We start from the raw sequence: 24849 nt of genomic DNA, 5'->3' as shown, positions 1-24849 counted from the left end.
ATAACAGCATGTTATTGGATGGCGACATATTGGTATTTGCTTGTTAGGGGCCACATTTTTACGATGCCCGCAGGAATCCCCCGGATCCTTCGCACCCCTTCGACACGCTTCTGGAGACAACACATGACCGACCATCCCCTCTTCGCTTCCACTCCCGTGCGCCGCCGCGCGTTGCTCTCGGGCGCTGCCGCGCTGGCCGGCGCCACTGCCGTCTGGCCGCAGGGCGTGTTCGCCAGCGATGCCTGGCCTTTGAAAGCCGTGCGCATCATCGTGCCCTTCGCGCCCGGTGGTGGTGCCGACAGTTCCGCGCGGGTGCTGGCCGAGCTGTTCGCGCCGCAACTGGGCCAGGGCGTGATCGTCGAGAACAAGCCAGGCGCTGGCAGCGCCATCGGCGTGACCGCCGCCGCGCAGAGCAAGGACGGCCACACCCTGCTCATGGGCAGCAACAGCATGGTGATCAACCCCTCGCTCGTGCCCGGCATCGGCTACGACGTGGCGCGCGATTTCGACGCGGTGGGTATGGTCTCTGCCCAGCCGCTGGTGCTGGTGGTGCCCGCCAGCTCGCCGCTCAAGAGCTTTGCCGACGTGGTCGCCACCGCCAAGGCCAAGCCCGGCGAGCTGATGGCCGGCAACAGCGGCAACGGCACGCTGGCGCACCTGACCTCGGAAATCTTCGCCGGCCAGACCGGTGCAGCGCTCACCCCTGTGCCCTACAAGGGCGAAAGCGCGCTCATGCCCGATTTGCTCGGGGGGCTGGTCTCGCTCGGCTTCCTGAACCTGCCCAGCGTGCTCGCGCACATCCGCGCGGGCCGCCTGCGCGCGCTCGCCGTGTCCTCGCCGAAGGAGGTGCCCGAGCTGCCCGGTGTGCCCACCTTCCGCTCGCTGAACCAGCCCAGCCTGGAGGTGCAGGGCTGGGCCGCGCTGTTCGCGCCCAAGGACTCCATTCCTGCGGCCGGCCTCGCCCGGCTGGAGAAGCTGCTGGCCGAGGCGCTGGCGTCCGACGCGGTGAAGTCGCGCTTCAGCACGCTGGGTGTGTCGCCGGTGATCCAGAGCCGCGCCGAAGCCGTGAGCTTCATCAAGGCCGAAGGCGAGCGCTACGCCACCGTGATCAAGGCGCGCGGCATCAAGGTGGGGTGAGCGTGACGGCCCACAAACCCAGACCGCCCGCCGTGGTCGATGTGCTGGTGTGTGGTGGCGGCGTGGCCGGCACCATGGCGGCGGTGGCCGCGGCGCGCCAGGGCGCGACCGTGATGCTGGTGGAGCGCTACGGCTTCCTCGGTGGCAACGCCACCGGCGGTGCGGTGGCGCAGTTCAACAGCTGGCAGACCGAGGCCGGTCGCCGCGTGGTGGCAGGCTTGGCCGACGAGGTGGTGCAACGCTTGCGCGACTACGGCGCGGCCGGCGCGCACCAGGTGTTCGTGATGTCCACCGGCCACCGCATGGACCGCGTGGAATACGCGCCCGAGGTGCTCAAGCTCGTGTTCGACGACATGGTGCTGGACGCTGGCGTGCAGCCCATGCTGCACGCCAGCGTGTGCGACGTGGTCTGCGAGGCAGGGCGCATTCGCACCGTGCGCCTGCTGACCAAGAGCGGGGTGATCGACGTGCACCCGCGCGTGGTGATCGACACCTCGGGCGACATCGACGTGCTGCACCGCGCGGGCGCGCGCTTCCTGCCGCTGGACGAGGGCGATGCATTGCAGCCAGCGACCATGATGTTCCGCTTCGGGCCGATCGACTTCGCGCGCTTCGACGCGACGCCACCCGCCGACCTGCAGTCCCTGGCGCGAGAGGGCTTCGAGAGCGGCGACCTCGCGCGCGCCGCGCTGCATGCGTCGCGCGATCCGTTTTCCACCGATGCCTGGTTCAACATCAGCCGCCTGGGCATCGACGCCACCGACGCCAGCGCGCTCAGCCGCGCCGAGATGGAGGGGCGGCGCCAGGCCTGGAAGGCCGCGCAGTACCTGCAGCGCCGCGTGCCGGGTTGCGAAGGCGGCCGGCTGCAGGCCTTCGCCACACAGGTGGGCATCCGGGAAACGCGCCGTGTCGACGGCGAACACGTGCTCACCGCGGAGGACCTCACCCGGGCCGTGGCGTTCGACGACGGCATCGCCTGCGGCGCCTACCCGATCGACATCCACCCGGCCTTGGGCGGGGAACTGGTCTATGCCTCCATGGGAGATGACCACGCCTACCAGATTCCCTACCGCAGCCTCATCCCCAAGGGCGTGGCGAACGCACTGGTGGCCGGGCGCGGCATTTCGGCCACGCACGCGGCGCTGGCCGCGATCCGCGTGATGACGATCTCGATGGCGGTCGGCCAGGCCGCCGGCATGGCGGCCGCCATGGCCTGTGAGGGCGGGGTGGACGTGCGCGGGGTGGACACCACAGTGCTGCGCGACCGTCTCAAGGCTGCGGGTGCGCTGGTGGGGGGAGAGTCGAAGGGGTAGAACGCTGCATCAGCGCTCGTCAGCAGAACACCTTGACCCCATAGGACAGGAGCAGCAAGGCGGCCCCGGCGCGCAAGCTCCAGCGGTCGATCCAGGACCATCGGGTGAGCTCTGCGTCCAGCGCCTGGGTGATCGGCCCCGTCAATGCGTCCGTCTGGCGTTGCGTCTCCTTTGCCGTGTTCACGGCTTTGCGCAACTTGTCGACGAACGCATAGAGGCCGTCGTTCCTGACTGCGGTCACCAGCAGCGCGATACCGCTGAGAAGACCGAGCAGATCAGACAGTTCATTCGCGGACATGGCTGGCTTCAGAGCGACAACAGCCGTGGCGCGCTGCTGCCGCCTTCAGCATCCTCGATGCCAATGACCAGTCGCTTGCCCGTCGCATGCGCAAGGCGCACCAAAGTAAGCACCGACGGGCCGCGCTCCATCATCCCCGACTCCAGCCGGCTGATGTCGGCCTGCGAGATCTGGCTCGCTTCCTGCAGTGCGGCCTGCGACATGCCGCTGTCGACGCGGACCTCCCTCACGAGTGAGCCGAGTTGCTTGAGCACGTCGTAGTTGTCGAAGCCGAACAGCACGTCGGGATCGTGCAGTGCGGCGGCTTCAAAGGCAGTTTGCTTTTTCATGGAAGGCCTCCAGTCAGGATGAACGGTTCACAGCCCGCGCGCGGGCATCGGGGGCACTGGCTGGCAAGCCCAGGCGCAGCACGCCTTGCTGCGCATCGGCGGCCAGCAACGTCACGGCACCCCCCACTTTCTGATACACGCAGTCCACACTGGCAAACACACTGTATGAGTAGACCACCTGGTACAGCACCGAAAGTCCGTTGCCCGAGCCGATGTCTTCGGCCTTGCTGAGCGGTTCGGCACCGTTGTCCATTCGCAGGTGCCGTTGCAGCATCATGCCGAGGCAGCGCTTGACACTGCGGCCACCCACTTTCAGGATGTCCAGCAGCTCCTGCTCGGCAAGCGGATGGTACGCGGGCATGACTTGATTATGGTGTTTTCCACATTAAAGTCAAACGACGGCGATGGGCAAGCCCACCAGCTTTTCCAGCTCCGCATGCGCCAGGCCGTCCACGGCGTCGATGAGCCTGAGACCCTGCGGCGTGCATTCCAGCGTGGCCAGGTCGCTGTAGATGCGCTTGACGCAGCCGATGCCGGTGAGCGGGTAGCTGCACTGCGCCACCACCTTGCTCGCGCCCTGCTTGGTGAGCAGGTCCATCATCACCCAGGTCTGCTTGGCGCCGATGGCCAGGTCCATGGCGCCGCCCACGGCGGGGATGCTGCCCGGCTCGCCGGTGCTCCAGTTGGCCAGGTCGCCCGTGGCCGAGACCTGGAAGGCGCCGAGCACGCAGATGTCCAGGTGGCCGCCGCGCATCATCGCGAAGCTGTCGGCGTGGTGGAAATACACGCCGCCGGGCAGCAGCGTCACCGGCTGCTTGCCGGCGTTGATGAGGTCGTAGTCTTCCTCGCCGGCCGCCGGCGCCGGGCCCATGCCCAGGATGCCGTTCTCACTGTGCAGCACCACCTCGATGCCAGCGGGCAGGTGGTTGGCCACCAGCGTGGGCTGGCCGATGCCCAGGTTCACGTAGGCGCCGTCGTGGATGTCCTGCGCCACGCGGCGCGCGAGTTCGTCTTTGGTTCGTCGGGTGTAGCTCATGGTGTCCTGCCTCACGCCACGTTCTTGAAGCCGCCAGCCTGCGTGGCCACGCGGGGGATGCGCACGATGGCGCTGACATGGATGCCGGGCGTGACCACTGTTTCGGGGTCGAAGCTGCCGAGCTCGGCGATCTCGTACACGCTGGCGATGGTGCGCTTCGCGGCGGTGGCCATCACCGGGCCGAAGTTGCGCGCGGCCTTGCGGTAGGTGAGGTTGCCCCAGCGGTCGCCGCGCTCTGCCTTGATGAGGGCGACGTCACCGAAGATCGGGTACTCCAGCACGTAGGCCTTGCCGTTGATCACGCGCGTTTCCTTCGGCGTGCCGTCGGCGTTCTTCGCCAGCTCGGTGCCGAAGCCCGTGGGGGTGAAGAAGGCGCCGATGCCCGCACCGGCCGCTCGCAGGCGCTCGGCCAGGTTGCCCTGCGGCACCAACTCAAGTTCGAGCTGGCCGCTGCGGTAGAGCGCGTCGAACACATGGCTGTCGGCCTGGCGCGGAAAACTGCAGATGACCTTGCGCACGCGCCCGGTCTTGAGCAGCGCGGCCAGGCCGGTGTCGCCGTTGCCGGCGTTGTTGTTCACCACGGTGAGCTCTCGCGCACCCTGGTCGATCAGGCCGTCGATGAGTTCACCGGGAATGCCGGCGGTACCGAAGCCGCCGATGAGCACCGTGGCACCGTCTTCGATGCCGGCGAGCGCCACGTTCACTGAGGCCGCAATCTTGTTGATCAAGGCAAAGTCTCCTGCTTGCACCGTGGAAAGAGAGGGCGATTATGGGCCGCGCGCGGCCCGCGAGGCCCTTGCGCCAAGCCTATGCGCAGAGCGACTTTGCAACTTTTCGCGGACCGGAAAACTGATTTTCAGCCAGTCCGTTGCGGTGGCGCGGGTGCGGCGACACACTCGAAGCCCACCCGACAACCACATGGACGGAGACAAGAGTGAGCAGCAAGCGCATTGGATGGATTGGCCTTGGCCGCATGGGCGAGGCCATGGTGAAACGGCTGACGAAGGCGGGCCACGCGGTGGAGGTGTGGAACCGCACCGCGGCCAAGGCCGCACCCCTGGCCGAATACGGCGCCACGGTGGTGAACAGCAAGCAGGACCTGTCCACCTGCGACACGGTGTTCACCATGGTCTCCACCACGAACGACCTCAAGGAAGTGCTGTTTGGCGATGGCGGCCTGGTCGCTGGCGCGCAGCGCCCGCGCGTGGTGATCGACAGTTCGTCGATCTCCCAGGAAGGCTCGGCCGAGATCCGCGCGAAGCTCGAAGCCCTGGGTGTCGTCTATCTGTGCGCGCCGGTCTCCGGCAACGCCAAGGTGGCCAAGGTCGGCAAGCTGCTGGTGGTGGCCTCAGGCCCGAAGGCCATCTACGACGAGGCCGAACCGCTGCTGGCGGCGATGTCGCGCAAGGCGATGTGGGTGGGCGAGGGCGAGCTCGCCCGTGTCTGGAAGATCGCGCACAACACCATGTTCGGGGTGATCATCCAGAACCTGTGCGAGATCACGGTGCTGGCCGAGAAAGCCGGCATTCCCCGCAACGTGTTCCTGGAGAGCATCAACGACTCGGTGCTGGGCAGCATGTACACGCGCTACAAGACGCCGGTGCTCACCAACCTCACCTTCGACCAGGTCACCTTTACGCCGAAGCTGCTGCTCAAGGACATGGATTTGGGTCTGGGCGCGGCCAAGGCCCACGGCGTGGCCATGCCGGCCGCGGCGGCCACGCGCGAGAGCATTGCGCGCATGGTGGGCCGCGGCTACGAGGACATCGACTTCGCCGTGCTGCTCAAGGAGACGGCGGCGGACGCGGGGCTGGACATCCAGCCACTGAACGTCGAGGTCAGCGACGGCCTGAGCAACTGAAGGCCGGGCATGGCACAGCGCACGCTCATCCGCGGTGCCAGCATCGTCACCATGGACGCGCAGGGTGACCTGCCTGTTGGTGACCTGCTGGTGGCCGGCGACACCATCGAAGCCATTGCACCGCAGCTGGCCGTTGACGACGCCCAGGTGGTCGACGCCAGCGGCTGCATTCTGGTGCCGGGTTTCATCAACGCCCACATGCACACCTGGCAGACCGCCCTGCGCGGCGTGGCCGCCAACTGGACGCTGTTGCAGTACTTCAAGAACATGCACGCCGGCCTGGCCACCGTGTTCGCGCCTGAAGACCTGCACATTGCCACGCTCGTGGGCGCGCTCAACCAGCTCAACTGCGGCACCACCACGCTGGTGGACTGGTGCCACAACAACCCAACGCCCGCGCACAACGACGCGGCGGTGGCCGCGCTGCTGCAGTCCGGCATCCGCGCGGCCTTCTTCCACGGCACACCCAAACCCGACCCGAGACCCGGCGAGACCCCTTTCTGGGAGCAGCCACACCCGCGCGCCGAGGTCGAGCGCCTGCTCAAGGCCCACGCGGGCGAGCCGTTGCTGAGCATCCACGCCGCCGTGCTGGGCCCGCACTACAGCACGCTGGACGTGGCCATGCACGACTTTCGCATGGCGCAGGAGCTGGGCCTGATCGCCTCCATGCACCAGGGGGGCGGCCCCGCGCGCACGCCCGACGGCTGGGAGCGGCTGGAGGCGGCCGGCCTGCTCGGGTCGCACATCAACATCGTGCACGGCCATGCGCTCACCGACGCACAACTGGCGCGCTTCTGCGAACTTGGCATGAGCTTTTCCGCCGCAGCCGAGAGCGAGATGTCGCAAGGCCATGGCCACCCGCTCACGGGGCGCCTGCGCGCGCTGGGCCGTGCGCCATCGCTGGGCGTGGACCTGGAGAGCGTGATGAGCGGCGACATGCTCAGCCAGGCGCGCATCGCTCTGGGCATCCAGCGCAGCCTGGACAACGTGGCCCACCGCGAAGCGCACGGCAGCATTCCGCCCACCTCCACCATCACCACGCGCGAGGCGCTGGGCTGGGTCACGATCGAGGGCGCGCGCATGCTCAAGCAGCAGGACCGCATCGGCAGCCTGGCGCCGGGCAAGCAGGCCGACCTGGTGCTGGTCCGCGCCGACACGCTGAACATGCAGCCGGTGCACGACGCGGTGAGTGCCGTGGTGTTGCAGGCCTCGCTGGCCAACATCGAGAGCGTGATGGTCGCCGGCCAGTGGCGCAAGCGCGACGGGCGCGTGCTCGGTGCCGACATCCCTTCGCTGCTGGAGCGCCTGACGCAGTCGGGCCAGAAGATCACGCAGGCCATGGGCCTGTGAACACGCAGGAACATCCCGCATGAGCGCATCCATCCATTTCATTGGTGTCGGCAAGATGGGCCTGCCCATGGCCAGCCACCTGCACGCCGCGGGCCATGCCGTGACCGTGAGCGACCCGGATGCGGGCCGCCTGGAGCTGGCGGCCGCGCGCGGCCTCAAGCCCGCCAGCCCGGACGCACTGGCGTCGGCCAGCGTGGTGATGTCGTCGCTGCCGCACGACGGCGCCCTGCGCAGCGTCGGCGCGGCCGTGGCGGCCACGCTGCCGCGCGGTGGCGTTTACGTGGACACCAGCACCGTGTCGCAGGCGGCATCGGCCGAGGTCGCGCAGGCCTGTGCGGCGGCCGGCGTGGACTACCTGCGCACCACGGTCTCGGGCAACAACCACATGGCCGAGGCGGCGCAGCTCACGGTGATGGCCTCTGGCCCACAGGCCGTGCACGAGCGACTGCTGCCGCTGCTGCGCTGCTGGGGCCCGAACCATTTCTACCTGGGCACGGGTGAGCAGGCGCGCCTGATGAAGCTGGTGGTGAACCTGCTGATCGCGCAGACCAGCGCCATGCTGGCCGAAGGCCTCACGCTGGGGCAGAAAGGCGGCCTGGCCTGGCAAGACATGTGGGCCGTGCTCGGCGCCAGCGCCGTGGCCTCGCCCATCCTCAAGGCCAAGGCGGTGCAGCTGTCGAAGAATGACTACACGCCCACCTTCACGGTCACGCAGATGAACAAGGACCTGGACCTGATCCTGGCCGAAGCCGCCGCCTGCGAGGTACCCGTGCCGCAAACCGCGATGACGCGCCAGCTGATGGCCGCGGCGCAGGCGCAGGGCGACGCGGGCGACGATTACGCCGCCATCATCAAGGCGGTGCAGCGCAGCGCGGGGCTGGTGCCATGAGGTCGTTCGTCTACCAGGGCCTGCCTTCGCGCGTGGTGTTCGGCGCCGGTGCGCTGGCCCAGCTGCCGCAGGCCATCGAGGCCATGGGCGCGCAGCGCGCACTGGTGCTCTGCACGCCGGAGCAGCGCGCTTCTGCCGAGCGCGTGGCGGCCTTGCTGGGCGATCGCGCCGCCGGCATCTTCGACCGCGCGGTGATGCACGTGCCGATCGAGACCGCGCGCGAGGCGCGCGACGAGGCGCGCCGCCTGGGCGCCGACTGTGCCGTGGCCATTGGCGGCGGCTCCACCACCGGCCTGGGCAAGGCGATCGCGCTCGACTCGGGCCTGCCCATCCTCGCCATCCCCACCACCTACGCCGGTTCGGAGATGACGCCCATCTACGGCATCACCGAAGCCGGTCTGAAGAAAACCGGCAAGGATATGCGCGTGCTGCCGCGCAGCGTGATCTACGACCCCGAACTCACCCTGAGCCTGCCCGTGGGCTTGAGCGTGACCAGCGGCATCAACGCCATCGCGCACGCGGCCGAAGGCCTGTACTCGGTGGAGGGCAACCCGGTGGTGGACCTGATGGCCGAGGAGGGCATCGCCGCCATCGGCCGTGCGCTGCCGCGCATCGTCGCCGACCCGCAGGACGTGGAGGCACGCGGCGACGCACTCTACGGCGCCTGGCTCTGCGGCATCGTGCTCGGCTCGGTCGGCATGGCCCTGCACCACAAGCTGTGCCACACCCTGGGCGGCAGCTTCAATCTGCCACACGCCGAAACGCACACCATCGTGCTGCCACACGCGCTGGCCTACAACGCCGCCGCTGCGCCGCTGGCGATGGAACGCATCGCACGCGCCCTGGGCGGAACCAACGCCGCGCAGGCGGTGTACGACCTGGCGAAATCCAACGGTGCGCCGGTGGCACTGCGCGACATCGGCATGAAGGCCGAGGACCTGGACAAGGCCTGCGACATCGCCATGAGCAACCAGTACCCGAACCCGAGGGGGCTGGGGCGGGGGGCGATTCGGGGGTTGTTGCAGGAGGCGTTTGAGGGGAGGAGGCCGGGGTGATCGGGCGGTGTCACGGATCCCCGGTGGTCGGTTGCACCAGACGGGCAACGGCAGCCCGCATCAGCACGCGCGAGTACAACTTGTGAAAGCCGAGCAGAGCACGAAACACCCACCCCATCGTTGCCTGGCCCGTGCGCTGGTCCCGCACCGGCACCACCGCCGAACCGAAGTACAGGCGGGTGCCCGGCGATCCGTTGACATCGACCGGTGCACGCATCAGCCAGGAGCGCGTGCGGCCCTGGAAATCGCAGAGCAGCAGCTGATTCGCCGCTCGACCCTCAACCGTCCAGGCCGAAAAGGCGTCTAACTGGCCGTTGGCGAGCAGGCTCGCTTGATGATCGGTGGCCGGTTTCGACACGAACCAGGCCAGCAACTGCCTCTCGATCTTGAACACCGCCGAGGTGTAGAAGGCCTCGACGTACGCGGCCTGCGAGACCACCCGACCCACGTCCACGGCATAGCAGTCGGTGTAGGCGCCGTTCTCGCGGTACTTGCCGAGCAGGGCATCGGCCGGAAGTTCTCTGGTGTGTATGGAAGGCATCGCGATCCTGTTGAACCAGTCAGGCCAGGGCCTTGCGCATGAGCGCATTGGGAATGGTGACGCCCCGGCGCACGGCGAAACGGTGTTCCACGACCTCGAAGCCGAAGGCAGCAAAGAAGGGTTGGGCGGTTCTGCTGACGTCCGAGACGAGTTCGGCGATGCCGAGATGGGTGGCCTGTTCGTGGATGCGGTCCATCAGCATGCGGCCCACACCCTGCCGCGGAAAGTCGGCGGAAACGAAGAAATGCACGATGTAGCCGGACGCTTGCACATCGGCATAGCCCGCGATGAGACCGTCGACCTCGGCCACGAACGGGCGCAGAGTGCGCATCTTGATCGTCCAGGCTTCATGGTCGGGTTCGGGTGGTGCCCAGGCGCTCAGTTGTTCGGGCGTGTAGTCGCGCGAGGCGACGCGGTGGACGGCGCCATGGTGCACCCGGTAGAGGGCGGCTTCTTCGCCTATGCAGAAGGGGCGGATCGTGGCATTCATGTGGGCCTGGCCTCAATACACCACAAACCGCCCCGTCCATTTCCGCTCGTAGTCCATCTTCTTGAAGTGCGCGGCCATGAAGTCGATGAAGGTGCGCACCTTGGCGCTGAGGTGCTTGCGGCTGGGGTAGGCCAGGTTGATGGTGAGGTGGGGCAGGTCCCAGTCGTCGAGCATGGGCACGAGGCGGCCGGCCACCACGTCGTCGTAGACGATGTAGCTGGGCTGGATCAGGATGCCCATGCCGTCGAGCGCGGCGGCGCGCAGGATCTGGCCGTCGTTGCTCTCCAGCAGGCCCTTCACGTTCACCGTGCGCTGCTCGTCGCCGCGGGTGAAGCGCAATTCGTTGGGGTTGTTGGCGTGGATGTAGATCAGCAGCTTGTGCCGCTGCAGGTCGTCCAGTTCCTTGGGCACGCCGTGGCGCGCGAGGTAGCCCGGTGAGGCCACCAGGATGCGCCGCGTCTCGGCCAGGCGGCGGATGGTGATGTTGCTGTCGGGTTCGTACTCGCGGTTGCGGATGGCCACGTCGATGTTGTTGTCGATGATGTCCAGGTAGCGGTTGGCCGCTTCCACGTGCACCGTCACGTTGGGGTAGCGCTCGGTGTATTCGCGCAGCAGCGGCGCAATGTGGTGCATGGAGAACGAAAGCGAGGCCGTCACGCGCAGCACGCCGGTGGGGTTGAGCGCGGCGGCGTTGACGTCGGACTCGGCGTCGCGCAGGTCGCCCAGGATGTTGCGCGCGCGCTGGAAGAATTCCTGCCCGGTGTCGGTGAGGTAGAGCCGGCGCGTGTTGCGTTCCACCAGGCGCACGCCCAGGCGCTCCTCCAGCGCGGCCAGGTGGCGGCTGGCGCTGGCGTTGGAGAGGTTGAGCAGTTCTGCCGCACGGCTCAGGCTGCCGGTTTCGGCCACCTGCACGAACAGTTCGATTTCGGTCCAGCGGTCCATGGTCTCCTCTTTGTTGCGCCTGACGGAAAAGTCATTTTTGTCTCAGGCATTTTTCGCCGCGCTCCCTGGGTCTACATTGTGCCGGGCCTGCTCATCGCGTGCAGGCGATCAGGAGACACGCGTTGAGAAACCTCGACCAGTACAACATCACCCAGGCGGTGCTCGCGCGCATGGCACAGACGCCGGATGCGCGCCTCAAGCAGGTCATGACCAGCCTGGTGCAGCACCTGCACGCCTTTGCGCGCGAGGTCAAGCTGACCGAGGCCGAGTGGATGCAGGGCATTGAATTCCTCACCGCCACCGGCCACAAGTGCGACGGCCAGCGCCAGGAGTTCATCCTGCTGTCGGACACGCTGGGCCTGTCCATGCTCACCGTGGCGCTGAACAACGACAAGCCCGCCGGCTGCACCGAATCCACGGTGTTCGGGCCCTTCCATGTGGAAGGCGCGCCGCACTACGAGCACGGGGACGACGTGGCCAATGGCGCGCCGGGCGTGCCCTGCGTGGTGCGCGGCAGCGTGCGCGGCCTGGGCGGCGAGGCCATTGCCGACGCCGAGATCGACGTGTGGCAAGCCGATGCCGACGGCAACTACGACGTGCAGCGCGAGGGCCTGGAGCACGCACAGGCGCGTGGCGTGCTGCGCAGCGGTGCCGACGGGCGCTTCCACTTCCGCAGCGTGGTGGCCGAGTCCTATCCGATCCCCGACGACGGCCCGGTGGGCGACATGCTCAAGGCCACGGGGCGCCACCCGTGGCGGCCGGCACACCTGCATTTCATGATCAAGGCGCCCGGCTACCAGACGCTGGTGACCCATGTGTTCCGCAACGGCGACCGTTACCTCGACTCCGACGCGGTGTTCGGCGTGCGCCAGTCGCTCGTGGCCGACTGGCTGGAGCAGCCCGACGGCAGCTTCACCCTCGATTTCGATTTTGTGCTCAACCCGGTGCAGAAAACCACGGCCTGAGAGGCCCATGACAACAGGAGACAAGACCATGATGAAGATGAAGAAACGTGCCTTCGTGACGACCGCTCTGGTGGCGGCCTTGACCGCGGCGGGACTGGGCAGCGCGCAGGCGCAGCAGACCTTCAAGCTGACGATCGCGTCCAGCCACCCGACCACGCTGCCCTGGGTGGGTCTGATGAGCACGCTGTTCGTGCCCGAGGTGAACAAGCGCGTGGAGGCCCTGGGCAAGGGCTACAAGATCGAGTGGAAGGAAGCCTACGGCGGCCAGCTCTACAAGATGAACGCCACGCTCACCAGCGTGGGCTCGGGCATTGCCGACATCGGCTGGGTGTTCGCCAACCTCGAGGCGGCCAAGATGCCGCTGACCCAGTTCGCCACCGTCACGCCCTTTGCCACGGGCGACGTGCGCACCCTGCTGCAGGTGGCCAACGAAATGAACGAGAAGGTGCCGGCGCTCAAGGCCGAGTGGGACCGCAACAACCTGGTGTTCCTGGGTGCCAGCGGCGTGGACACCTACCACCTGTTCACCAAGACCCCCATCAGCACCTATGCCGACCTGAATGGCAAGAAGCTCTCGGCGCCTGGTGCGCTGGGCCTGTGGCTCAAGGGTTCTGGTGCGGTGCCGGTGGACGGCTCGCTCACCAGCTACTACACCGACATCCAGACCGGCGTGAGCGAGGGCACGATCTCGATTGCCACCGGCATCCTGCCCAGCAAGGTGTATGAAGTGGCGCCGTATGTGACCACGGTGGACATTGGCGCGCTCTACAACGGTGGCATGGCCATGAACAAGGACAGCTTCGGCGCGCTGCCGCCCGAGGTGCAGAAGATCGTGAAGGACGTGGGCCTGGAGTACTCGCGCGTGCTGGGCGATACGCTCATGCAGCGCTACGAGGCGGCGCTCAAGGCCATCGGCGAGCAGGGCGCCAAACAGGCCGTGCCGGTGAAGATCGCGCCGATGGCTCCCGGTGAGCGGGAGAAGTGGGCGAAGACCATGCCTAACATCGCGGCCGACTGGGCCAAGGCCAATGCCTCGCGGGGACCGTCGGCGCAGATCGTGAAAACCTACCTGGAGGAACTGCGCAAGCGCGGCGCCAAACCTTTGCGCGACTGGGACAAGGAGTTGTGAGCGCGGCATGAGCTTTGAAGCCAACACCAACCTCGACGAAGGACCACCGCCCTCCGCGGCGCGGTCCAGTCCGCTGGGCCATCTGATCGACGGGCTCAACGGCCTGGGCTCGCTGGTGATCGCGGCCACCATGGTGCTCATGTGCGCCGACGTGCTCATGCGCAACCTGTTCAACCAGCCGATCGAAGGCGTGTCCGAGATGGTGGCTACCTCCATCATCATCATCGTCTTCCTGCAGCTGCCGGCCACGCTGCGCCATGGCCGCATGTCGCGCGCCGACCTGTTCCTGGACCCTTACCTGCTGCGCAACCCGCGCGGCGGGCGGCGTCTGCGCGCGGTGTTCTCGCTGTTCGGTGTGTTCGCGTGCGGTGTCATCGCCTACGCCACCTGGCCGCTGCTGCTGCGTTCCTGGAACAACAACGAGTTCCTGGGCATCGAGGGCCTGTTCACCTTCCCCACCTGGCCGATGCGGCTGGTGGTGGTGGTGGGCGCGTCGCTGGCGACGTTGCAGTACCTTCTGCTGGCCTGGCAGGACATGATCGACAGCCGCAGGAGCACGGCATGAGCGACCTCGGCATCGGTTTCATGGCCATCGGCGTCATGCTCGTGGCCATCGTGCTGGGCATGCACATCGGCGTGGCGCTCATCGTCACCTCGTTCGTCAGCGTGCTGTTCATCCGTTCGCCTGAGATCGCCGCGCGCTTCGTGGGCGCCTCCGCCAACGACGCGATCCGCGACTACCTCTTCGGTGTGGTGCCGCTGTTCGTGCTCATGGGCATGTTCGTGAGTGTCTCCGGGGTGGGGCGCGACACCTTCGACGTGTTCCAGTGGTTGCTGCGGCGGCTCAAGGGCGGCCTGGGCCTGGCCACGGTGGGGGCGAACGCGGTGTTCGCCGCCATCACCGGCATCTCCATCGCCTCGGCCTCGGTGTTCACCAAGGTGGCCGTGCCCGAGATGATGCGCCACGGCTACACGCCACGCTTCTCGGTGGGCGTGGTTGCGGGCTCCTCGGTGCTGGGCATGCTGATCCCGCCCTCGCTGCTGATGATCATCTACGGGGTGATCGCCGAGGAGTCGATCGGCCGCATGTTCCTCGCCGGCATCCTGCCCGGCCTGTGCCTGGCCCTGGGTTTTGCCGCGCTCATCCTCGGCTTCGCCTACTTCTGGCCGACCAAGATCTTCACCGGTGGCGTCCAGCGCGCACCGGACGGGGAGGCGCAGCAGGAGACGGCGGCGACGGCGGCGGTGAAGTTCCTGCCTATCCTCACGCTGGTGGTGCTGGTGCTCGGTGGCCTGTACGGCGGCATCTTCACACCCACCGAGGCCGGTGCCGTGGGCGCGGCGGGCGCGTTCGCCATCGCGCTGCTGCGCCGGCGCCTGACCTGGCGCAAGCTGTGGAACGTGCTGGTGGAGACCGGCTTCGTCTCGGTCTCGGTGCTGTTCCTGATCGCGGCGGCCTCGCTCTACAGCCGCATGCTGGCACTCACTGGCATGCCCGCGGCCATCACCACCGGCATCACCGAGATGGGCCTGGGCCCCTGGGCCTTCCTGCTGGCCTACCTGGTCATCGTGATCGCGCTGGGCTGCATCATCGACTCGGTCTCGATCATGCTCATCATGCTGCCCATCGTGCTGCCGGTGGCGCGCGAATTCGGCATGGACCTGATCTGGTTCGGCGTGCTCACGGTGGTCGCGGTGGAGATCGGGCTGCTCACGCCGCCGTTCGGGGTGTCCGTCTACACCGTGAAGTCGGCGATCAACGACCCACGCATCACCATCCGCGACATCTTCGCCGGCACGCTGCCCTTCGTGCTGGTGATGATCGCCGCGCTGTTCCTGTTCGCCGTGTTCCCGGGCCTGTCCACGTGGCTGGCCCGCATGTGAGGCTTTCATGATCTACATCTTTCACCTGCTCGACAAACCCGGCGCGGGCGAGCTGCGCCAGACCGTGCGGCCGAAGCACAAGGCCTACCTGGCGCAGCAGGCCGATCGCATGGCGTTTGCCGGCCCGCTGCTGGCCGACGACGGCGTGACCATGGTGGGCAGCTTGCTGGCCATCGATTTCCCCGACCGCGAGGCCGCGCAGCGCTGGCTGGCGCAGGAGCCGTTCTTCATGGCCGGCCTGTACGCGGGCGTCACCGTGCACGCCTTTGCCAACCTGTGGCCTCAGAAGGCCGGGTTCCCACCCGCATGATCAAGCACATCGTCATGTGGAACCTCCTGGGCGACAACGCCGAGGAGAAGCAGCGCAATGCGCAGCGCCTCAAGGCCGCCTTCGAGGGCCTGGGTGCTCGCATTCCCGGTCTGCTGCGGCTGGAGATCGGCCTGGACGTGAGCCGGGTCGACTACGCCTGCGACGTGGTGCTGTATTCCGAGTTCGAGTCGCGCCAGGCGCTCGAAGCCTATGCCGACCACCCCGAACACCTGCGTGTGCGCCGCGAACTCGAAGGCCTGCGCATCACACGCCATCAGGTGGACTTTGAATCTCCTTGAACACCAACCCAACTGAAACTCTTCATGACCATCGACGCGAAAGCCCTCGACCAGATCTTCCTCAAGGCGCGCACCGCCAACGGCTTCATCGATAAACCCGTGCCCGACGAGCTCCTTCGGCAGGTCTATGACATCGCGCGCATGGGGCCGACGTCCATGAACACGCAGCCGACGCGCTACGTGTTCCTGAAGACGGCGGAGTCGCGCGCGCGCCTGCTGCCCGCGCTCACTCCGGGCAACCTGGACAAGACGCGCGCCGCGCCGGTGACGGTGATCGTGGCCACCGACACGCGCTTCTACGAGTTCATGCCCAAGGTGTGGCACCGCGAAGGTGCGAAGGAGAACTTCGAAAGCAACCCGGCACTGGCCGAGGCCACGGCCGCGCGCAACGGCACGCTGGGCGGGGGCTACTTCATCATTGCCGCGCGTGCTCTCGGGCTGGACTGCGGTCCCATGAGCGGCGTGGACCTGGCCAAGGTGAACGCTGAGTTCTTCCCCGACGGGCGCTGGCGCGCCAACTTCCTCATCAACCTGGGCTACGGCGACGACACCAAGCTGTTTGATCGCAATGCGCGGTTGGGGTTTGACGAGGCGTGTCGGGTGCTCTGAGGTTTCTGGCCAAGGGATGGGCGGAGTCAGGGCGGCGCCCCTGGCCCTGTCGGCTTAGATGCAGCGCCCATCGCTGCGCGACGGGTCCCCTGCGGTGCGCGGTCCATCAGGCAAGTTCGCAAACTCGCTCCGCTCAAACATGCGAACTTGACCGCGCTGCGCGCGGCGACCTGATGGCCCTGTGCTCCTCGGCACTGCCTATGCGCCGCCAGGGCCAGGGGCACCGCCCTGACAAGTTGCGTGGTAGGCGCGCCAGCACCTCACTGGCCGAGGGCCCAAGGCAGGCCCCAGGCCCTCGGCTCGCCCACAAGGCCCGCGAGGCATCACCCCGCATGCCCCGACGCGGCCCGACGGATCACCGACGCCATGTGCTTGACCGTCGGCGACCGGTTGCCCCCCTTTTTCCACAGCAGGCCCGGCGTGCGGATCGGCGTCGGGTCTTCCAGCGGCACCACGCGCAGCCCGGTCGACGGCGAGACGGCGGTCTCGGCGATGATGCCGGCCAGGTCGGTCTGGCGGATGAGCTCGAGCATGGGCGCGATCGAGTTGAGTTGCGCGATCACCAGCGGTTGAGCGCTGGCCGCCTCGAAGCAGTCGTTCAGCAGCTTGCGGGTGGAGAACTGCGGCGGCAGCAACACCATGCGGCAGTGGTTGAGTTCGATCATGCGCACGCGCCGCCGCTTCGCGAAAGGGTGCTTGTCGGCCACCACCAGGCGCAGCTCTTCGTTGTAGAGCGGTTCGAACCAGAGCTCGGGCCGGTCCTGCGGCCGGTACGACACGCCCAGGTCCAGGTGGCCGCTGGCGATGCGCCGGGCAATCAGCTCGGCCGAGAGCTCCTCCACCGTCACGCGCATGCCCGGGTGGTAAGCCAGGAAGGACGACACGCACAGTGGCACCAGCCGGGTGTTGAAGCTGTGCGTGGTGCCGATGCGCAGCTCGCCGGATACCGCTTCGGGCGCGCGGCTGAGCGCCTGCAGGCCGCGGTCGATCTGCTGCAGTGCCGGCACCAGGTGGCTGCGCAGCATCTCCCCGGCCTCGGTCAGCGCCACCCGCTTGTGGCCCCGGTCGAACAGCACCAGGCCCAGTTCCTCCTCCAGTTGCCGGATCTGGTGCGACAGGGTGGACTGTGTCACGTGCAGGCGCTCGGCCGCGCGCGTGAAGTTCAGCGTGTCGGCCACGGCGTCGAAATAGCGAACGTGTCGGAGTTCCATGTCATGCCCGTTGACATCATCGATGGCATCGATGATAGCGGTCGAAAAACATCACTTCCATCGCCATCACCTATTCCCTAGACTGCCACCATAAACAGGAGACAAGCCATGGCTCAACTCGAAGCCGACGACATCACGCAGGCGGTGCTGGACCGCATGACCGACTGCAACGACCCCCGCTTCAAACAGGTGATGACGGCGCTGGTGCGCCACGCCCACGCCTTCGTGCGCGAGGTCGAACTCAGCGAAAGCGAGTGGATGGAGGCCATCGGCTTCCTCACCGCGACCGGGAAGACCTGCGACGACAAGCGCCAGGAGTTCATCCTGTTGTCGGACACGCTGGGCATCTCCATGCTGGTGGTGGCGCTCAACCAGCTCAAGGCGGCGCGCGCGTTCGAGGCGCGCGGCACCAGCGCGGTCAAGCCCACCGAAGCCACGGTGCAGGGCCCTTTCTACTGGGAAGGCGCACCCGAACTGGCGCTGGGCAGCGACATCGGTGAACAGATGCCGGGCGAACCGGCTTACTACCACGGCATGGTGATCGACACAGCGGGCCGGCCCATCGCCAACTGCTGTCTGGATGTGTGGTCCGGCGATGGCGACGGCGTGTACGACATGCAGATGGGCGACGACGCCGGCATGCGGCTGCGCGCGCGCTTCCACACCGACGAACAGGGCCGCTACCGCTTCTGGTCGATCAAACCCTCGTTCTACCCGGTGCCGGACGACGGCCCGGTGGGCGCCATGCTGCGCCGCATGGGGCGCCACCCCAACCGCCCTGGCCACATTCACATGAAGGTCTACGCCCCCGGCCACCAGACCGTGACCACCCACCTGTTCGTGGCCGACAGCCCCTATCTGGATTCGGACGCCGTCTTTGGCGTGCGCGACAGCCTGATCGTGCCGTTCGCGCGGCACGAGCCCGGCACCGCGCCCGACGGCCGCCAGATGAGCGTGCCGTACCACAGCGCCACCTACGACTTCCGCCTTGTGCCGCAGGCCTGAGGCATACGAACCCCAACGGAGAACCCCGTGAAGATTGGCAAGGCCACCGTGCCCCATTCGGCGATCTGCGCCCACAACCCCGACGCCATCGTGGTGCGCGGCCAGGACCTGTGCCAGGACCTGATCGGCCAGGTCAATTTCGCCGACTACTTCTACCTGCTGCTCACCGGCCGGCGGCCCGACGCGCCGGCCAGCGCCGTGCTCAACGCCACGCTGGTGGCGATTGCCGAGCACGGCCTGGTGCCCAGCGTGCAGGCCGCGCGCATGACACTGGCCGCCGCACCCGACGCGCTGCAGGGCGCGGTGGCCGCTGGCATCCTGGGCTGTGGTTCGGTGATTCTGGGTGCCTCCGAAACCGCCGGACGCCTGTTCGACGAGATCGACCGCGCCGCGCCAGACCATGCGGGTGACATCACCGCCGCCGCGCGCGCCGTGGTGGGCGAGTGGCGTGCGCGCAAGCAGGCCGTGCCCGGTTACGGCCACCCGGTGCACAAGGAGCGCGACCCGCGCGTGGCCGCACTGTTCCGCGTGTCGAAGCAGGCGGGTGGGGGGCAGCGCTACGTGCAGATCGCCGAAGCGGTCGAAGCCGTGCTGCCCGAGGTGGTGGGCAAGGACCTCAAGCTCAACGTGTCGGCCGCCATTCCCGCGGTGCTGCTGGGCGTGGGCTTCCCGCTCAACGCGCTCAAGGGTGTGCCCATGCTGGCGCGCTGCGCCGGGCTGATCGCCCACATGAGCGAGGAGCTGGAGCAGCCCATCGGCTTCGCGCTGTCGTACCAGGCCACGCGCGAACAGCGCTACACCGGCGCGCTGCCCGAGGGCTTCGTGCCCGACCAGAAACCGTGAGGCACCCGGCATGACCCAGGTACTCAAAGGCCTTCGCGTCGTCGAGCACGGCACCTTCATCACCGGCCCGGCCGCTGCCATGGTGCTGGCCGACATGGGCGCCGAGGTGGTCAAGGTGGAACTGCCCGGCACCGGCGACCCGTTCCGCGCCTTCAAGGGCGGCCTGTACAGCCCGCACTACCAGACCTACAACCGCAACAAGCACAGCGTGGCGCTGGACACGCGCCAGGCCGCGGACCGCGAGACCTTCGACAAGCTGATCGGGGGCGCGGACATCTACATTCAGAACTTCCGGCCCGGCTTCGCCGCTCAGATCCAGGCGGGCGAGGAGCGCCTGCGCGCGCTCAACCCGCGCCTGATCTACTGCGCCATCAGCGGCTTCGGCCCCGACGGCCCGGCCGCCGCGCGCCCGAGCTACGACACCGTGGCCCAGGCCGCCAGCGGCTACCTGCGCCTGCTGGTGAACCCCGCCAACCCGCGCGTGGTGGGCCCGGCCATTGCCGACGCCATGACCGGCTACTACGCGGCCTTCGGCATCCTGGGTGCGCTGCACGAGCGCCACGCCACCGGGCGCGGGCGCCTGGTGGAGGTGTCGATGTTCGAGGCCATGGCGCACTTCAACCTCGACGCCTTCACGCACCTGTTCTCGGTCGGCGAGGTCATGGGCCCGTACAGTCGGCCCAGCGTGTCGCAGAGCTACGTGCTCGAATGCGCCTGCGGCAACTGGATCGCGCTGCACATGTCCTCGCCCGAGAAGTTCTGGCAGGGCCTGGCGGTGGCCATGGACAAGCCCGACATCTTCGACGACGAGCGCTTCTGCGACCGTTTCGCGCGCATCGCGAACCAGGACGAGCTCATTGTTGTGCTGCGCGACATCTTCAAGCGCCGCCCACGCACCGAATGGTGCGAGCGCCTGCTCGCGCAGGACGTGCCGCACGCGCCCATGTACCGCACCGACGAGGTGCCCGACGACCCGCAGGCGAAGCACCTGCAACTGTTCGTGGACACGCACCACCCGCAGATGGGCGACTCGCGCACGGTGCGCTCGCCCATCAGCTTCGACGGCCAGCGCAACCTGCACGTGAAACCACCGCCCACCCTGGGCGAGCACAACGCCCTGTTTGCCAACGGCTGGCCTGCGGCCGGCGCCGGCGACGGCAACCCCACCCCCAAGAAGGAGACTGCATGACCGAGCGATTCCAACGACCCACCCGCCGCGACGCCTTGCTGGCGCTGGGCGCGGCTGCCGGCAGCCTGGCGCTGCCCGCCTGGGCCCAGGCCTTCCCGGACAAACCGGTGCGCATGGTCGTGCCCTTTGGCCCCGGCACCACCACCGACATCATTTCGCGCGTGGTGGGCGACGCCATGGCACGCGAGCTGGGCCAGCCCATGGTGGTGGAGAACCGCGCCGGCGCGGGCGGCACGGTGGGCACCAGCCAGGTCGCGCGTGGCGCGGCCGACGGCTACCAGATCCTCATGGGCACGGTGGGCACGCACGCGATCAATGCCACGCTGTTCCGCAGTCTGGCCTACGACCCGCTGAAGGACTTCGCGCCGGTGGCGCTGGTGGGCTACACCCCCACCATGCTGGTGGTTTCGGCGCAGGGCCCGCTGAAGACGCTGGCCGACCTGAAGGCGCGCGCCGCGCAAGGGCAGGGCGTGAGCTTCGCCTCCGCCGGCAACGGCACCTCGGGCCATCTCGCGGGCGAACTGCTCAAGGCGCGCCTGGGTGGTCAGATGCTGCACGTGCCCTACAAGGAAGGCGGCATGGCGATGAACGACGTGATGGGCGGCCGTGCCGACTTCATGTTCTACCACCCGGCCGCGGTGCTGCCCCACATCCAGGCGGGGCGCCTGCGCGCGCTCGGCGTCTCCAGTGCACAGCGCAGTGCGGCCGCGCGCGACCTGCCCTCGATTGCCGAGCAGACCGGCAGCGACTTCGACCTGGTGGCCTGGTTCATGTTGTACGCCCCGGCGGCCACGCCCGAGCCCGCGCTGGCGCGCCTGCGCCAGGCCGCCGCGAGCACGCTGGCCAGCGCCGAGGTGGCGGGCAAGCTCGCCACGCAGGGCGTCGAGCAGCGCCCGCTCTCGCCCGCGGCCATGGCCGAGTTCGGCCGCACCGAGGTGGCCAAGTGGGCCGCGCTGGTGCGCCAGTCGGGCGCGCAGGTGGATTGAGTTTTTCGGTTTTCGTGTTCGCGTTAGACAACCCACAACAGGAGACAAGCATGAAACTTTCGACCTTCGTCCGCCTCTCGGCCATCGCCGCAGCGAGCCTGGCCTTGCCGCTGGCCGCTTCGGCCCAGCAGGTGATCAACCTCACGGTGGCGTCCAGCCACCCGACCACCATTCCCTGGGTGGGCTTCATTCCCCAGGTCTTCATGCCCGAGGTGGACAAGCGACTGGCCGCGGGCGGCAAGTACAAGATCCAGTGGAAGGAGGCGTTCGGCGGCCAGCTCTACAAGGCCAATGCCACGCTCACCAGCGTGGAGCAGGGCATCACCGACCTGGGCTGGGTGTTCAGCTACCTGGAGCCCGCGCGCATGCCGATCAGCCAGCTGAGCGTGCACACGCCCTTCGTGACGAGCGACACGCGCATCGTGCTCGGCGCCATGAACGAGCTGATCGAAAAGAACCCCGCGTTCAGGAATGAGTGGGACAAGTACAACCTGGTGTTCCTGGGTGCGACCGGCTCGGACACCTATGACATCTTCACCAAGTTCCCGGTGAAGTCGGTGGACGACCTCAAGGGCCGCAAGATCTCGGCGCCCGGCATCCTGGGCCAATGGCTGCGCGGCGTGGGGGCCACGCCGGTGGACGGCGCGCTCACCACCTTCTACACCGACATCCAGACCGGCGTGTCAGACGGCGTGGTCTCGCTGGCCACCGGCATCCTGCCGACCAAGATTTACGAGGTGGCGCCCTACATCACCAAGGTCAACATGGGGGTGGTGTTCTCCGGCGGCCTGGCGATCAACAAGGACACGTGGAACAAGCTGCCCCCCGAGGTGCAGACCGCCATGCGCGAGGCCGGCGCCGAGTACTCGCGCCGCCACGGCGAGGACCTGGTGACGCGCCACCAGGCCGCCATCGACCGCATGGTGGAGGTGGGCAAGACGCAGAACCCGCCGGTGACCGTGACCCCGCTGTCCGAGGCCGACCGTCGCAAGTGGATTGATCAGCTGCCGCCGCTCTCGCAGGAATGGGTGAAGAACAACGAAGGGCGCGGCGTGCAGGCCAAGGCGCTGCTGTCGCAGTACATTGCCGCCGTCAAGGCGCGCGGCGCGAAGCCCGAGCGCGACTGGGAGCGCTGAACGGTGCGCCGGCGGGCGCCCCTGTCAACCGAAAGTGGTATCGCTGGGCGCGTGGGCGTCGCCCACATACAGCTTGAGGATGGGGCCTTCGCCGTCGTGCTCCCACACCCGGCCAAGCACCGGGAACTGCCGACCACCCACGCGCACAAGGTCACCCTTGGCGGGGGGCACGGTGTGGCCTTCCCAGAAGGCCGGCACGGTCACGGGTGTTCGGCGTATCCAGGCCTGGTCTTCCGCGCTGAAGACCAGGACGGTGCGCAAGGGTTGCTGGGTCATGGGGACTCCTGGAAAGGTGGGGCTGGCGAGGGCGGATGGCGGGAGCTTAGCGCAGTGTCCCGCCGCTGGCGGTACGGTGTTTTCCGACGGCGGCTGTCAAGGTTTCCCTACACAAGATCGCCCGCAGACGGCCGAAACAGGGGTGTCCCTTCCCACCCCCAGAGGCCACCATGCGCGTCAACACCCCTGTCACCCAGCGCGAGTTCGAGTTTCCCGACAACGCGACCCTGATGTCCACCACGGACACGCAGAGCCGCATCACCTACGCCAACGCGGCGTTCGTGGACGTCAGTGGTTTCACGCTGGATGAAATCCAGCAGCAACCGCACAACCTGGTGCGCCACCCCGACATGCCCAAGGAGGCCTTTGCCGACATGTGGGCCACGCTCAAGGGCGGCGAGCCCTGGACGGCGCTGGTGAAGAACCGCCGCAAGAACGGCGACCACTACTGGGTGCGGGCCAACGCCACGCCGGTGATCCGCAATGGCCAGACCACGGGCTACATGTCGGTGCGCACCAAGGCCTCGCGCGAGGAAATTGCCGGCGCCGAGCGCCTGTATGCCGACATGCGCGAAGGCCGTGCCCGGCACCTGCGCCTGCACAAGGGCCTGCTGCTGCGCACCGGGCCCATGGGCCTGACCACCGTCTTCAAGACCCTGCGCGTGCGCAGCCGCATCCGCCTGCCGCTGTTCATGCTGATGTTCATGCTGATCGGAGGGGCCTGGGCGCTGGGGTTGCGCGGCTTGCAGTGGGCCGAGTTCGCAGGCCTGTCCGCCGTGGCCGTGGGCCTGGCCGCCTGGTTCCTGGATGTGCAGATCGTGCGCCCGCTGGAACACCTGCGCCAGACCGCCTTGCGCGTGGCCAGCGGCGACAGCCAGAAGGTCGAGCACATGGACCGCGTGGACGAGATCGGCATGACGCTGCGCACCATCAGCCAGCTCGGCCTCATGTTCCGCTGGCTGATCGACGACGTGAGCCAGCAGGTGCTGACCGTGCAGACGGCGGTGAGCGAGATCGCCCAGGGCAACAACGATTTGAGCCAGCGCACGGAGCAGGCGGCATCCAGCCTGCAGGAAACCGCTGCGTCGATGGAACAGATGACCGCCACCGTGCGGCAGAACGCCGAAACGTCCAGCCAGGCCAATGCGCTGTCAGGCACCGCCAGCGATGCCGCCGCGCGTGGCGGCCACGCCGTGGCCCAGGTGGTCAGTACCATGGGCGCGATCACCGAAAGCTCGCGAAAGATCAGCGACATCATCGGCGTGATCGACGGCATCGCCTTCCAGACCAACATCCTCGCGCTGAACGCGGCAGTGGAAGCGGCCCGCGCCGGCGAACAGGGCCGCGGCTTCGCGGTGGTGGCCGGCGAAGTGCGCAACCTGGCGCAGCGCAGCGCCGAGGCGGCCAAGGAGATCAAGCAGTTGATCGGCGCCAGCGTGGACAAGGTCGAGGCCGGCACGCGCCTGGTCGACGACGCGGGCAAGACCATGGACGAGATCGTCACGCAGGTCAGGCGCGTGTCCGATCTCATCAGCGAGATCAGCGCCGCGACGATCGAACAGAGTGGCGGTATCCAGCAGGTGAGTCAGGCCGTGGGCCACCTCGATCAGGTCACCCAGCAGAACTCGGCCCTGGTGGAGCAGGGCGCGGCCGCGTCGTCTAGCCTGCAACATCAGACGAAACGGCTGGTGGAGGCGGTGAGCGTGTTCCGCTGAAACGGGAGAGACCGAGAGGCCCGAATGGCCAGAACCGCGGGGCGGTTCTGG

29 protein-coding genes are annotated in these 24849 nt (G+C 67.8%); 19 read left to right on the top strand and 10 right to left on the bottom strand.

Annotated elements, in window-relative coordinates; all coding sequences use genetic code 11:
- Nucleotides 1-123 precede the first annotated feature (123 nt).
- Nucleotides 124-1137 (top strand): Bug family tripartite tricarboxylate transporter substrate binding protein, encoded by a 1014-nt coding sequence (locus AB7P10_RS12530; protein ID WP_428294188.1) that lies wholly within the window; start codon nucleotides 124-126, stop codon nucleotides 1135-1137.
- Nucleotides 1138-1139: 2 nt separating this feature from the next.
- Entirely contained in the window at nucleotides 1140-2450 is a 1311-nt protein-coding gene (locus AB7P10_RS12525; protein ID WP_428294187.1) for an FAD-dependent oxidoreductase, read from the top strand.
- A 19-nt stretch (nucleotides 2451-2469) separates the two neighbouring features.
- Here the strand turns inward: AB7P10_RS12525 and AB7P10_RS12520 are convergent, their stop codons facing one another.
- Genes AB7P10_RS12520 through AB7P10_RS12500 form a run of 5 tightly spaced genes read right to left on the bottom strand, consistent with a single transcriptional unit; the run spans nucleotide 2470 to nucleotide 4841 of the window.
- The gene (locus tag AB7P10_RS12520) at nucleotides 2470-2748 is read right to left on the bottom strand and encodes a hypothetical protein (protein WP_428294186.1); all 279 of its coding nucleotides are present in this window, start codon (nucleotides 2746-2748) and stop codon (nucleotides 2470-2472) included.
- An 8-nt stretch (nucleotides 2749-2756) separates the two neighbouring features.
- Nucleotides 2757-3077 (bottom strand): helix-turn-helix domain-containing protein, encoded by a 321-nt coding sequence (locus AB7P10_RS12515; protein ID WP_428294185.1) that lies wholly within the window; start codon nucleotides 3075-3077, stop codon nucleotides 2757-2759.
- Between the two features lie 13 nt (nucleotides 3078-3090).
- A complete protein-coding gene (locus tag AB7P10_RS12510; protein WP_428294184.1) occupies nucleotides 3091-3438 on the bottom strand; it encodes a hypothetical protein in 348 nt (115 codons plus the stop codon).
- 30 nt (nucleotides 3439-3468) lie between these two features.
- The gene (locus tag AB7P10_RS12505) at nucleotides 3469-4113 is read right to left on the bottom strand and encodes a 3-oxoacid CoA-transferase subunit B (protein WP_428294183.1); all 645 of its coding nucleotides are present in this window, start codon (nucleotides 4111-4113) and stop codon (nucleotides 3469-3471) included.
- A gap of 11 nt (nucleotides 4114-4124) precedes the next feature.
- Nucleotides 4125-4841 carry a 3-oxoacid CoA-transferase subunit A gene (locus AB7P10_RS12500; RefSeq protein ID WP_428294182.1) on the bottom strand — a complete coding sequence of 239 codons (717 nt, stop codon included), beginning with the start codon at nucleotides 4839-4841 and terminating at the stop codon, nucleotides 4125-4127.
- Between the two features lie 140 nt (nucleotides 4842-4981).
- On the opposite strand from AB7P10_RS12500, the gene AB7P10_RS12495 reads away from it, so the two are divergent.
- Genes AB7P10_RS12495 through AB7P10_RS12480 form a run of 4 tightly spaced genes read left to right on the top strand, consistent with a single transcriptional unit; the run spans nucleotide 4982 to nucleotide 9268 of the window.
- Nucleotides 4982-5974, top strand: a complete 993-nt coding sequence (locus tag AB7P10_RS12495) for an NAD(P)-dependent oxidoreductase (protein ID WP_428294181.1) — start codon at nucleotides 4982-4984, stop codon at nucleotides 5972-5974.
- 9 nt (nucleotides 5975-5983) lie between these two features.
- Nucleotides 5984-7324, top strand: a complete 1341-nt coding sequence (locus AB7P10_RS12490; protein WP_428294180.1) for an amidohydrolase family protein — start codon at nucleotides 5984-5986, stop codon at nucleotides 7322-7324.
- A gap of 19 nt (nucleotides 7325-7343) precedes the next feature.
- A complete protein-coding gene (locus tag AB7P10_RS12485; RefSeq protein ID WP_428294179.1) occupies nucleotides 7344-8213 on the top strand; it encodes an NAD(P)-dependent oxidoreductase in 870 nt (289 codons plus the stop codon).
- Entirely contained in the window at nucleotides 8210-9268 is a 1059-nt protein-coding gene (locus AB7P10_RS12480) for a maleylacetate reductase (RefSeq protein ID WP_428294178.1), read from the top strand. The genes AB7P10_RS12485 and AB7P10_RS12480 overlap by 4 nt, the downstream gene beginning before the upstream one ends.
- Nucleotides 9269-9278: 10 nt before the next feature.
- On the opposite strand, the gene AB7P10_RS12475 is transcribed toward AB7P10_RS12480, so the two are convergent.
- From AB7P10_RS12475 to AB7P10_RS12465, 3 genes are read right to left on the bottom strand one after another with little or no spacing between them, the layout of a single operon-like run.
- Nucleotides 9279-9809, bottom strand: a complete 531-nt coding sequence (locus AB7P10_RS12475; protein WP_428294177.1) for a hypothetical protein — start codon at nucleotides 9807-9809, stop codon at nucleotides 9279-9281.
- A 19-nt stretch (nucleotides 9810-9828) separates the two neighbouring features.
- Entirely contained in the window at nucleotides 9829-10299 is a 471-nt protein-coding gene (locus tag AB7P10_RS12470) for a GNAT family N-acetyltransferase (protein WP_428294176.1), read from the bottom strand.
- Between the two features lie 12 nt (nucleotides 10300-10311).
- A complete protein-coding gene (locus tag AB7P10_RS12465; RefSeq protein WP_428294175.1) occupies nucleotides 10312-11241 on the bottom strand; it encodes a LysR family transcriptional regulator in 930 nt (309 codons plus the stop codon).
- Nucleotides 11242-11363: 122 nt separating this feature from the next.
- Here AB7P10_RS12465 and AB7P10_RS12460 point away from each other — a divergent pair, with 122 nt between their 5' ends.
- From AB7P10_RS12460 to AB7P10_RS12430, 7 genes are read left to right on the top strand one after another with little or no spacing between them, the layout of a single operon-like run.
- Nucleotides 11364-12206 (top strand): intradiol ring-cleavage dioxygenase, encoded by an 843-nt coding sequence (locus AB7P10_RS12460; RefSeq protein ID WP_428294174.1) that lies wholly within the window; start codon nucleotides 11364-11366, stop codon nucleotides 12204-12206.
- Between the two features lie 7 nt (nucleotides 12207-12213).
- A complete protein-coding gene (locus AB7P10_RS12455) occupies nucleotides 12214-13335 on the top strand; it encodes a C4-dicarboxylate TRAP transporter substrate-binding protein (RefSeq protein ID WP_428294173.1) in 1122 nt (373 codons plus the stop codon).
- 7 nt (nucleotides 13336-13342) lie between these two features.
- A complete protein-coding gene (locus tag AB7P10_RS12450) occupies nucleotides 13343-13900 on the top strand; it encodes a TRAP transporter small permease subunit (protein WP_428294172.1) in 558 nt (185 codons plus the stop codon).
- Nucleotides 13897-15219 carry a TRAP transporter large permease gene (locus AB7P10_RS12445; RefSeq protein ID WP_428294171.1) on the top strand — a complete coding sequence of 441 codons (1323 nt, stop codon included), beginning with the start codon at nucleotides 13897-13899 and terminating at the stop codon, nucleotides 15217-15219. The genes AB7P10_RS12450 and AB7P10_RS12445 overlap by 4 nt, the downstream gene beginning before the upstream one ends.
- A gap of 7 nt (nucleotides 15220-15226) precedes the next feature.
- The gene (locus AB7P10_RS12440) at nucleotides 15227-15529 is read left to right on the top strand and encodes a YciI family protein (RefSeq protein WP_428294170.1); all 303 of its coding nucleotides are present in this window, start codon (nucleotides 15227-15229) and stop codon (nucleotides 15527-15529) included.
- The gene (locus AB7P10_RS12435; protein ID WP_428294169.1) at nucleotides 15526-15828 is read left to right on the top strand and encodes a Dabb family protein; all 303 of its coding nucleotides are present in this window, start codon (nucleotides 15526-15528) and stop codon (nucleotides 15826-15828) included. The genes AB7P10_RS12440 and AB7P10_RS12435 overlap by 4 nt, the downstream gene beginning before the upstream one ends.
- 24 nt (nucleotides 15829-15852) lie before the next feature.
- On the top strand, nucleotides 15853-16437 hold the full coding sequence (locus AB7P10_RS12430) for a malonic semialdehyde reductase (RefSeq protein WP_428294168.1): 585 nt from the start codon (nucleotides 15853-15855) through the stop codon (nucleotides 16435-16437).
- A 323-nt stretch (nucleotides 16438-16760) separates the two neighbouring features.
- Here AB7P10_RS12430 and AB7P10_RS12425 read toward each other — a convergent pair whose 3' ends face one another.
- Nucleotides 16761-17648 (bottom strand): LysR substrate-binding domain-containing protein, encoded by an 888-nt coding sequence (locus tag AB7P10_RS12425; protein WP_428294167.1) that lies wholly within the window; start codon nucleotides 17646-17648, stop codon nucleotides 16761-16763.
- Between the two features lie 108 nt (nucleotides 17649-17756).
- Here AB7P10_RS12425 and AB7P10_RS12420 point away from each other — a divergent pair, with 108 nt between their 5' ends.
- The 5 genes from AB7P10_RS12420 to AB7P10_RS12400 are packed head-to-tail and all read left to right on the top strand — an operon-like array spanning nucleotide 17757 to nucleotide 22807.
- On the top strand, nucleotides 17757-18653 hold the full coding sequence (locus AB7P10_RS12420; RefSeq protein WP_428294166.1) for a dioxygenase: 897 nt from the start codon (nucleotides 17757-17759) through the stop codon (nucleotides 18651-18653).
- Between the two features lie 27 nt (nucleotides 18654-18680).
- Nucleotides 18681-19496, top strand: a complete 816-nt coding sequence (locus tag AB7P10_RS12415) for a citryl-CoA lyase (protein WP_428294165.1) — start codon at nucleotides 18681-18683, stop codon at nucleotides 19494-19496.
- Nucleotides 19497-19506: 10 nt separating this feature from the next.
- Nucleotides 19507-20685, top strand: coding sequence for a CaiB/BaiF CoA transferase family protein (locus tag AB7P10_RS12410; protein WP_428294164.1), 1179 nt, complete (start codon nucleotides 19507-19509; stop codon nucleotides 20683-20685).
- The gene (locus AB7P10_RS12405) at nucleotides 20682-21671 is read left to right on the top strand and encodes a Bug family tripartite tricarboxylate transporter substrate binding protein (RefSeq protein ID WP_428294163.1); all 990 of its coding nucleotides are present in this window, start codon (nucleotides 20682-20684) and stop codon (nucleotides 21669-21671) included. The genes AB7P10_RS12410 and AB7P10_RS12405 overlap by 4 nt, the downstream gene beginning before the upstream one ends.
- Nucleotides 21672-21721: 50 nt before the next feature.
- Nucleotides 21722-22807, top strand: coding sequence for a C4-dicarboxylate TRAP transporter substrate-binding protein (locus tag AB7P10_RS12400; RefSeq protein ID WP_428294162.1), 1086 nt, complete (start codon nucleotides 21722-21724; stop codon nucleotides 22805-22807).
- Nucleotides 22808-22831: 24 nt separating this feature from the next.
- On the opposite strand, the gene AB7P10_RS12395 is transcribed toward AB7P10_RS12400, so the two are convergent.
- The gene (locus AB7P10_RS12395; RefSeq protein ID WP_428294161.1) at nucleotides 22832-23083 is read right to left on the bottom strand and encodes a hypothetical protein; all 252 of its coding nucleotides are present in this window, start codon (nucleotides 23081-23083) and stop codon (nucleotides 22832-22834) included.
- Nucleotides 23084-23253: 170 nt separating this feature from the next.
- Here AB7P10_RS12395 and AB7P10_RS12390 point away from each other — a divergent pair, with 170 nt between their 5' ends.
- A complete protein-coding gene (locus AB7P10_RS12390; protein ID WP_428294160.1) occupies nucleotides 23254-24798 on the top strand; it encodes a methyl-accepting chemotaxis protein in 1545 nt (514 codons plus the stop codon).
- Nucleotides 24799-24849: the final 51 nt, after the last annotated feature.

Origin of the sequence: Hydrogenophaga sp., assembly GCF_050182545.1 — a bacterium.
In the GTDB taxonomy this organism is placed as follows: domain Bacteria; phylum Pseudomonadota; class Gammaproteobacteria; order Burkholderiales; family Burkholderiaceae_C; genus Hydrogenophaga.
Note: the sequence above shows the minus strand (reverse complement) of the source record. Positions and strands in the feature narration are given on the sequence as shown.

Coding starts and splice junctions, on each gene's coding strand:
- AB7P10_RS12530 (WP_428294188.1), top strand. CDS start 124: ATGACCGACCATCCCCTCTTCGCTTCCACTCCCGTGCGCCGCCGCGCG.
- AB7P10_RS12520 (WP_428294186.1), bottom strand. CDS start 2,748: ATGTCCGCGAATGAACTGTCTGATCTGCTCGGTCTTCTCAGCGGTATC.
- AB7P10_RS12515 (WP_428294185.1), bottom strand. CDS start 3,077: ATGAAAAAGCAAACTGCCTTTGAAGCCGCCGCACTGCACGATCCCGAC.
- AB7P10_RS12510 (WP_428294184.1), bottom strand. CDS start 3,438: ATGCCCGCGTACCATCCGCTTGCCGAGCAGGAGCTGCTGGACATCCTG.
- AB7P10_RS12505 (WP_428294183.1), bottom strand. CDS start 4,113: ATGAGCTACACCCGACGAACCAAAGACGAACTCGCGCGCCGCGTGGCG.
- AB7P10_RS12490 (WP_428294180.1), top strand. CDS start 5,984: ATGGCACAGCGCACGCTCATCCGCGGTGCCAGCATCGTCACCATGGAC.
- AB7P10_RS12485 (WP_428294179.1), top strand. CDS start 7,344: ATGAGCGCATCCATCCATTTCATTGGTGTCGGCAAGATGGGCCTGCCC.
- AB7P10_RS12480 (WP_428294178.1), top strand. CDS start 8,210: ATGAGGTCGTTCGTCTACCAGGGCCTGCCTTCGCGCGTGGTGTTCGGC.
- AB7P10_RS12475 (WP_428294177.1), bottom strand. CDS start 9,809: ATGCCTTCCATACACACCAGAGAACTTCCGGCCGATGCCCTGCTCGGC.
- AB7P10_RS12470 (WP_428294176.1), bottom strand. CDS start 10,299: ATGAATGCCACGATCCGCCCCTTCTGCATAGGCGAAGAAGCCGCCCTC.
- AB7P10_RS12465 (WP_428294175.1), bottom strand. CDS start 11,241: ATGGACCGCTGGACCGAAATCGAACTGTTCGTGCAGGTGGCCGAAACC.
- AB7P10_RS12455 (WP_428294173.1), top strand. CDS start 12,214: ATGACAACAGGAGACAAGACCATGATGAAGATGAAGAAACGTGCCTTC.
- AB7P10_RS12450 (WP_428294172.1), top strand. CDS start 13,343: ATGAGCTTTGAAGCCAACACCAACCTCGACGAAGGACCACCGCCCTCC.
- AB7P10_RS12445 (WP_428294171.1), top strand. CDS start 13,897: ATGAGCGACCTCGGCATCGGTTTCATGGCCATCGGCGTCATGCTCGTG.
- AB7P10_RS12440 (WP_428294170.1), top strand. CDS start 15,227: ATGATCTACATCTTTCACCTGCTCGACAAACCCGGCGCGGGCGAGCTG.
- AB7P10_RS12435 (WP_428294169.1), top strand. CDS start 15,526: ATGATCAAGCACATCGTCATGTGGAACCTCCTGGGCGACAACGCCGAG.
- AB7P10_RS12430 (WP_428294168.1), top strand. CDS start 15,853: ATGACCATCGACGCGAAAGCCCTCGACCAGATCTTCCTCAAGGCGCGC.
- AB7P10_RS12425 (WP_428294167.1), bottom strand. CDS start 17,648: ATGGAACTCCGACACGTTCGCTATTTCGACGCCGTGGCCGACACGCTG.
- AB7P10_RS12420 (WP_428294166.1), top strand. CDS start 17,757: ATGGCTCAACTCGAAGCCGACGACATCACGCAGGCGGTGCTGGACCGC.
- AB7P10_RS12410 (WP_428294164.1), top strand. CDS start 19,507: ATGACCCAGGTACTCAAAGGCCTTCGCGTCGTCGAGCACGGCACCTTC.
- AB7P10_RS12405 (WP_428294163.1), top strand. CDS start 20,682: ATGACCGAGCGATTCCAACGACCCACCCGCCGCGACGCCTTGCTGGCG.
- AB7P10_RS12400 (WP_428294162.1), top strand. CDS start 21,722: ATGAAACTTTCGACCTTCGTCCGCCTCTCGGCCATCGCCGCAGCGAGC.
- AB7P10_RS12395 (WP_428294161.1), bottom strand. CDS start 23,083: ATGACCCAGCAACCCTTGCGCACCGTCCTGGTCTTCAGCGCGGAAGAC.
- AB7P10_RS12390 (WP_428294160.1), top strand. CDS start 23,254: ATGCGCGTCAACACCCCTGTCACCCAGCGCGAGTTCGAGTTTCCCGAC.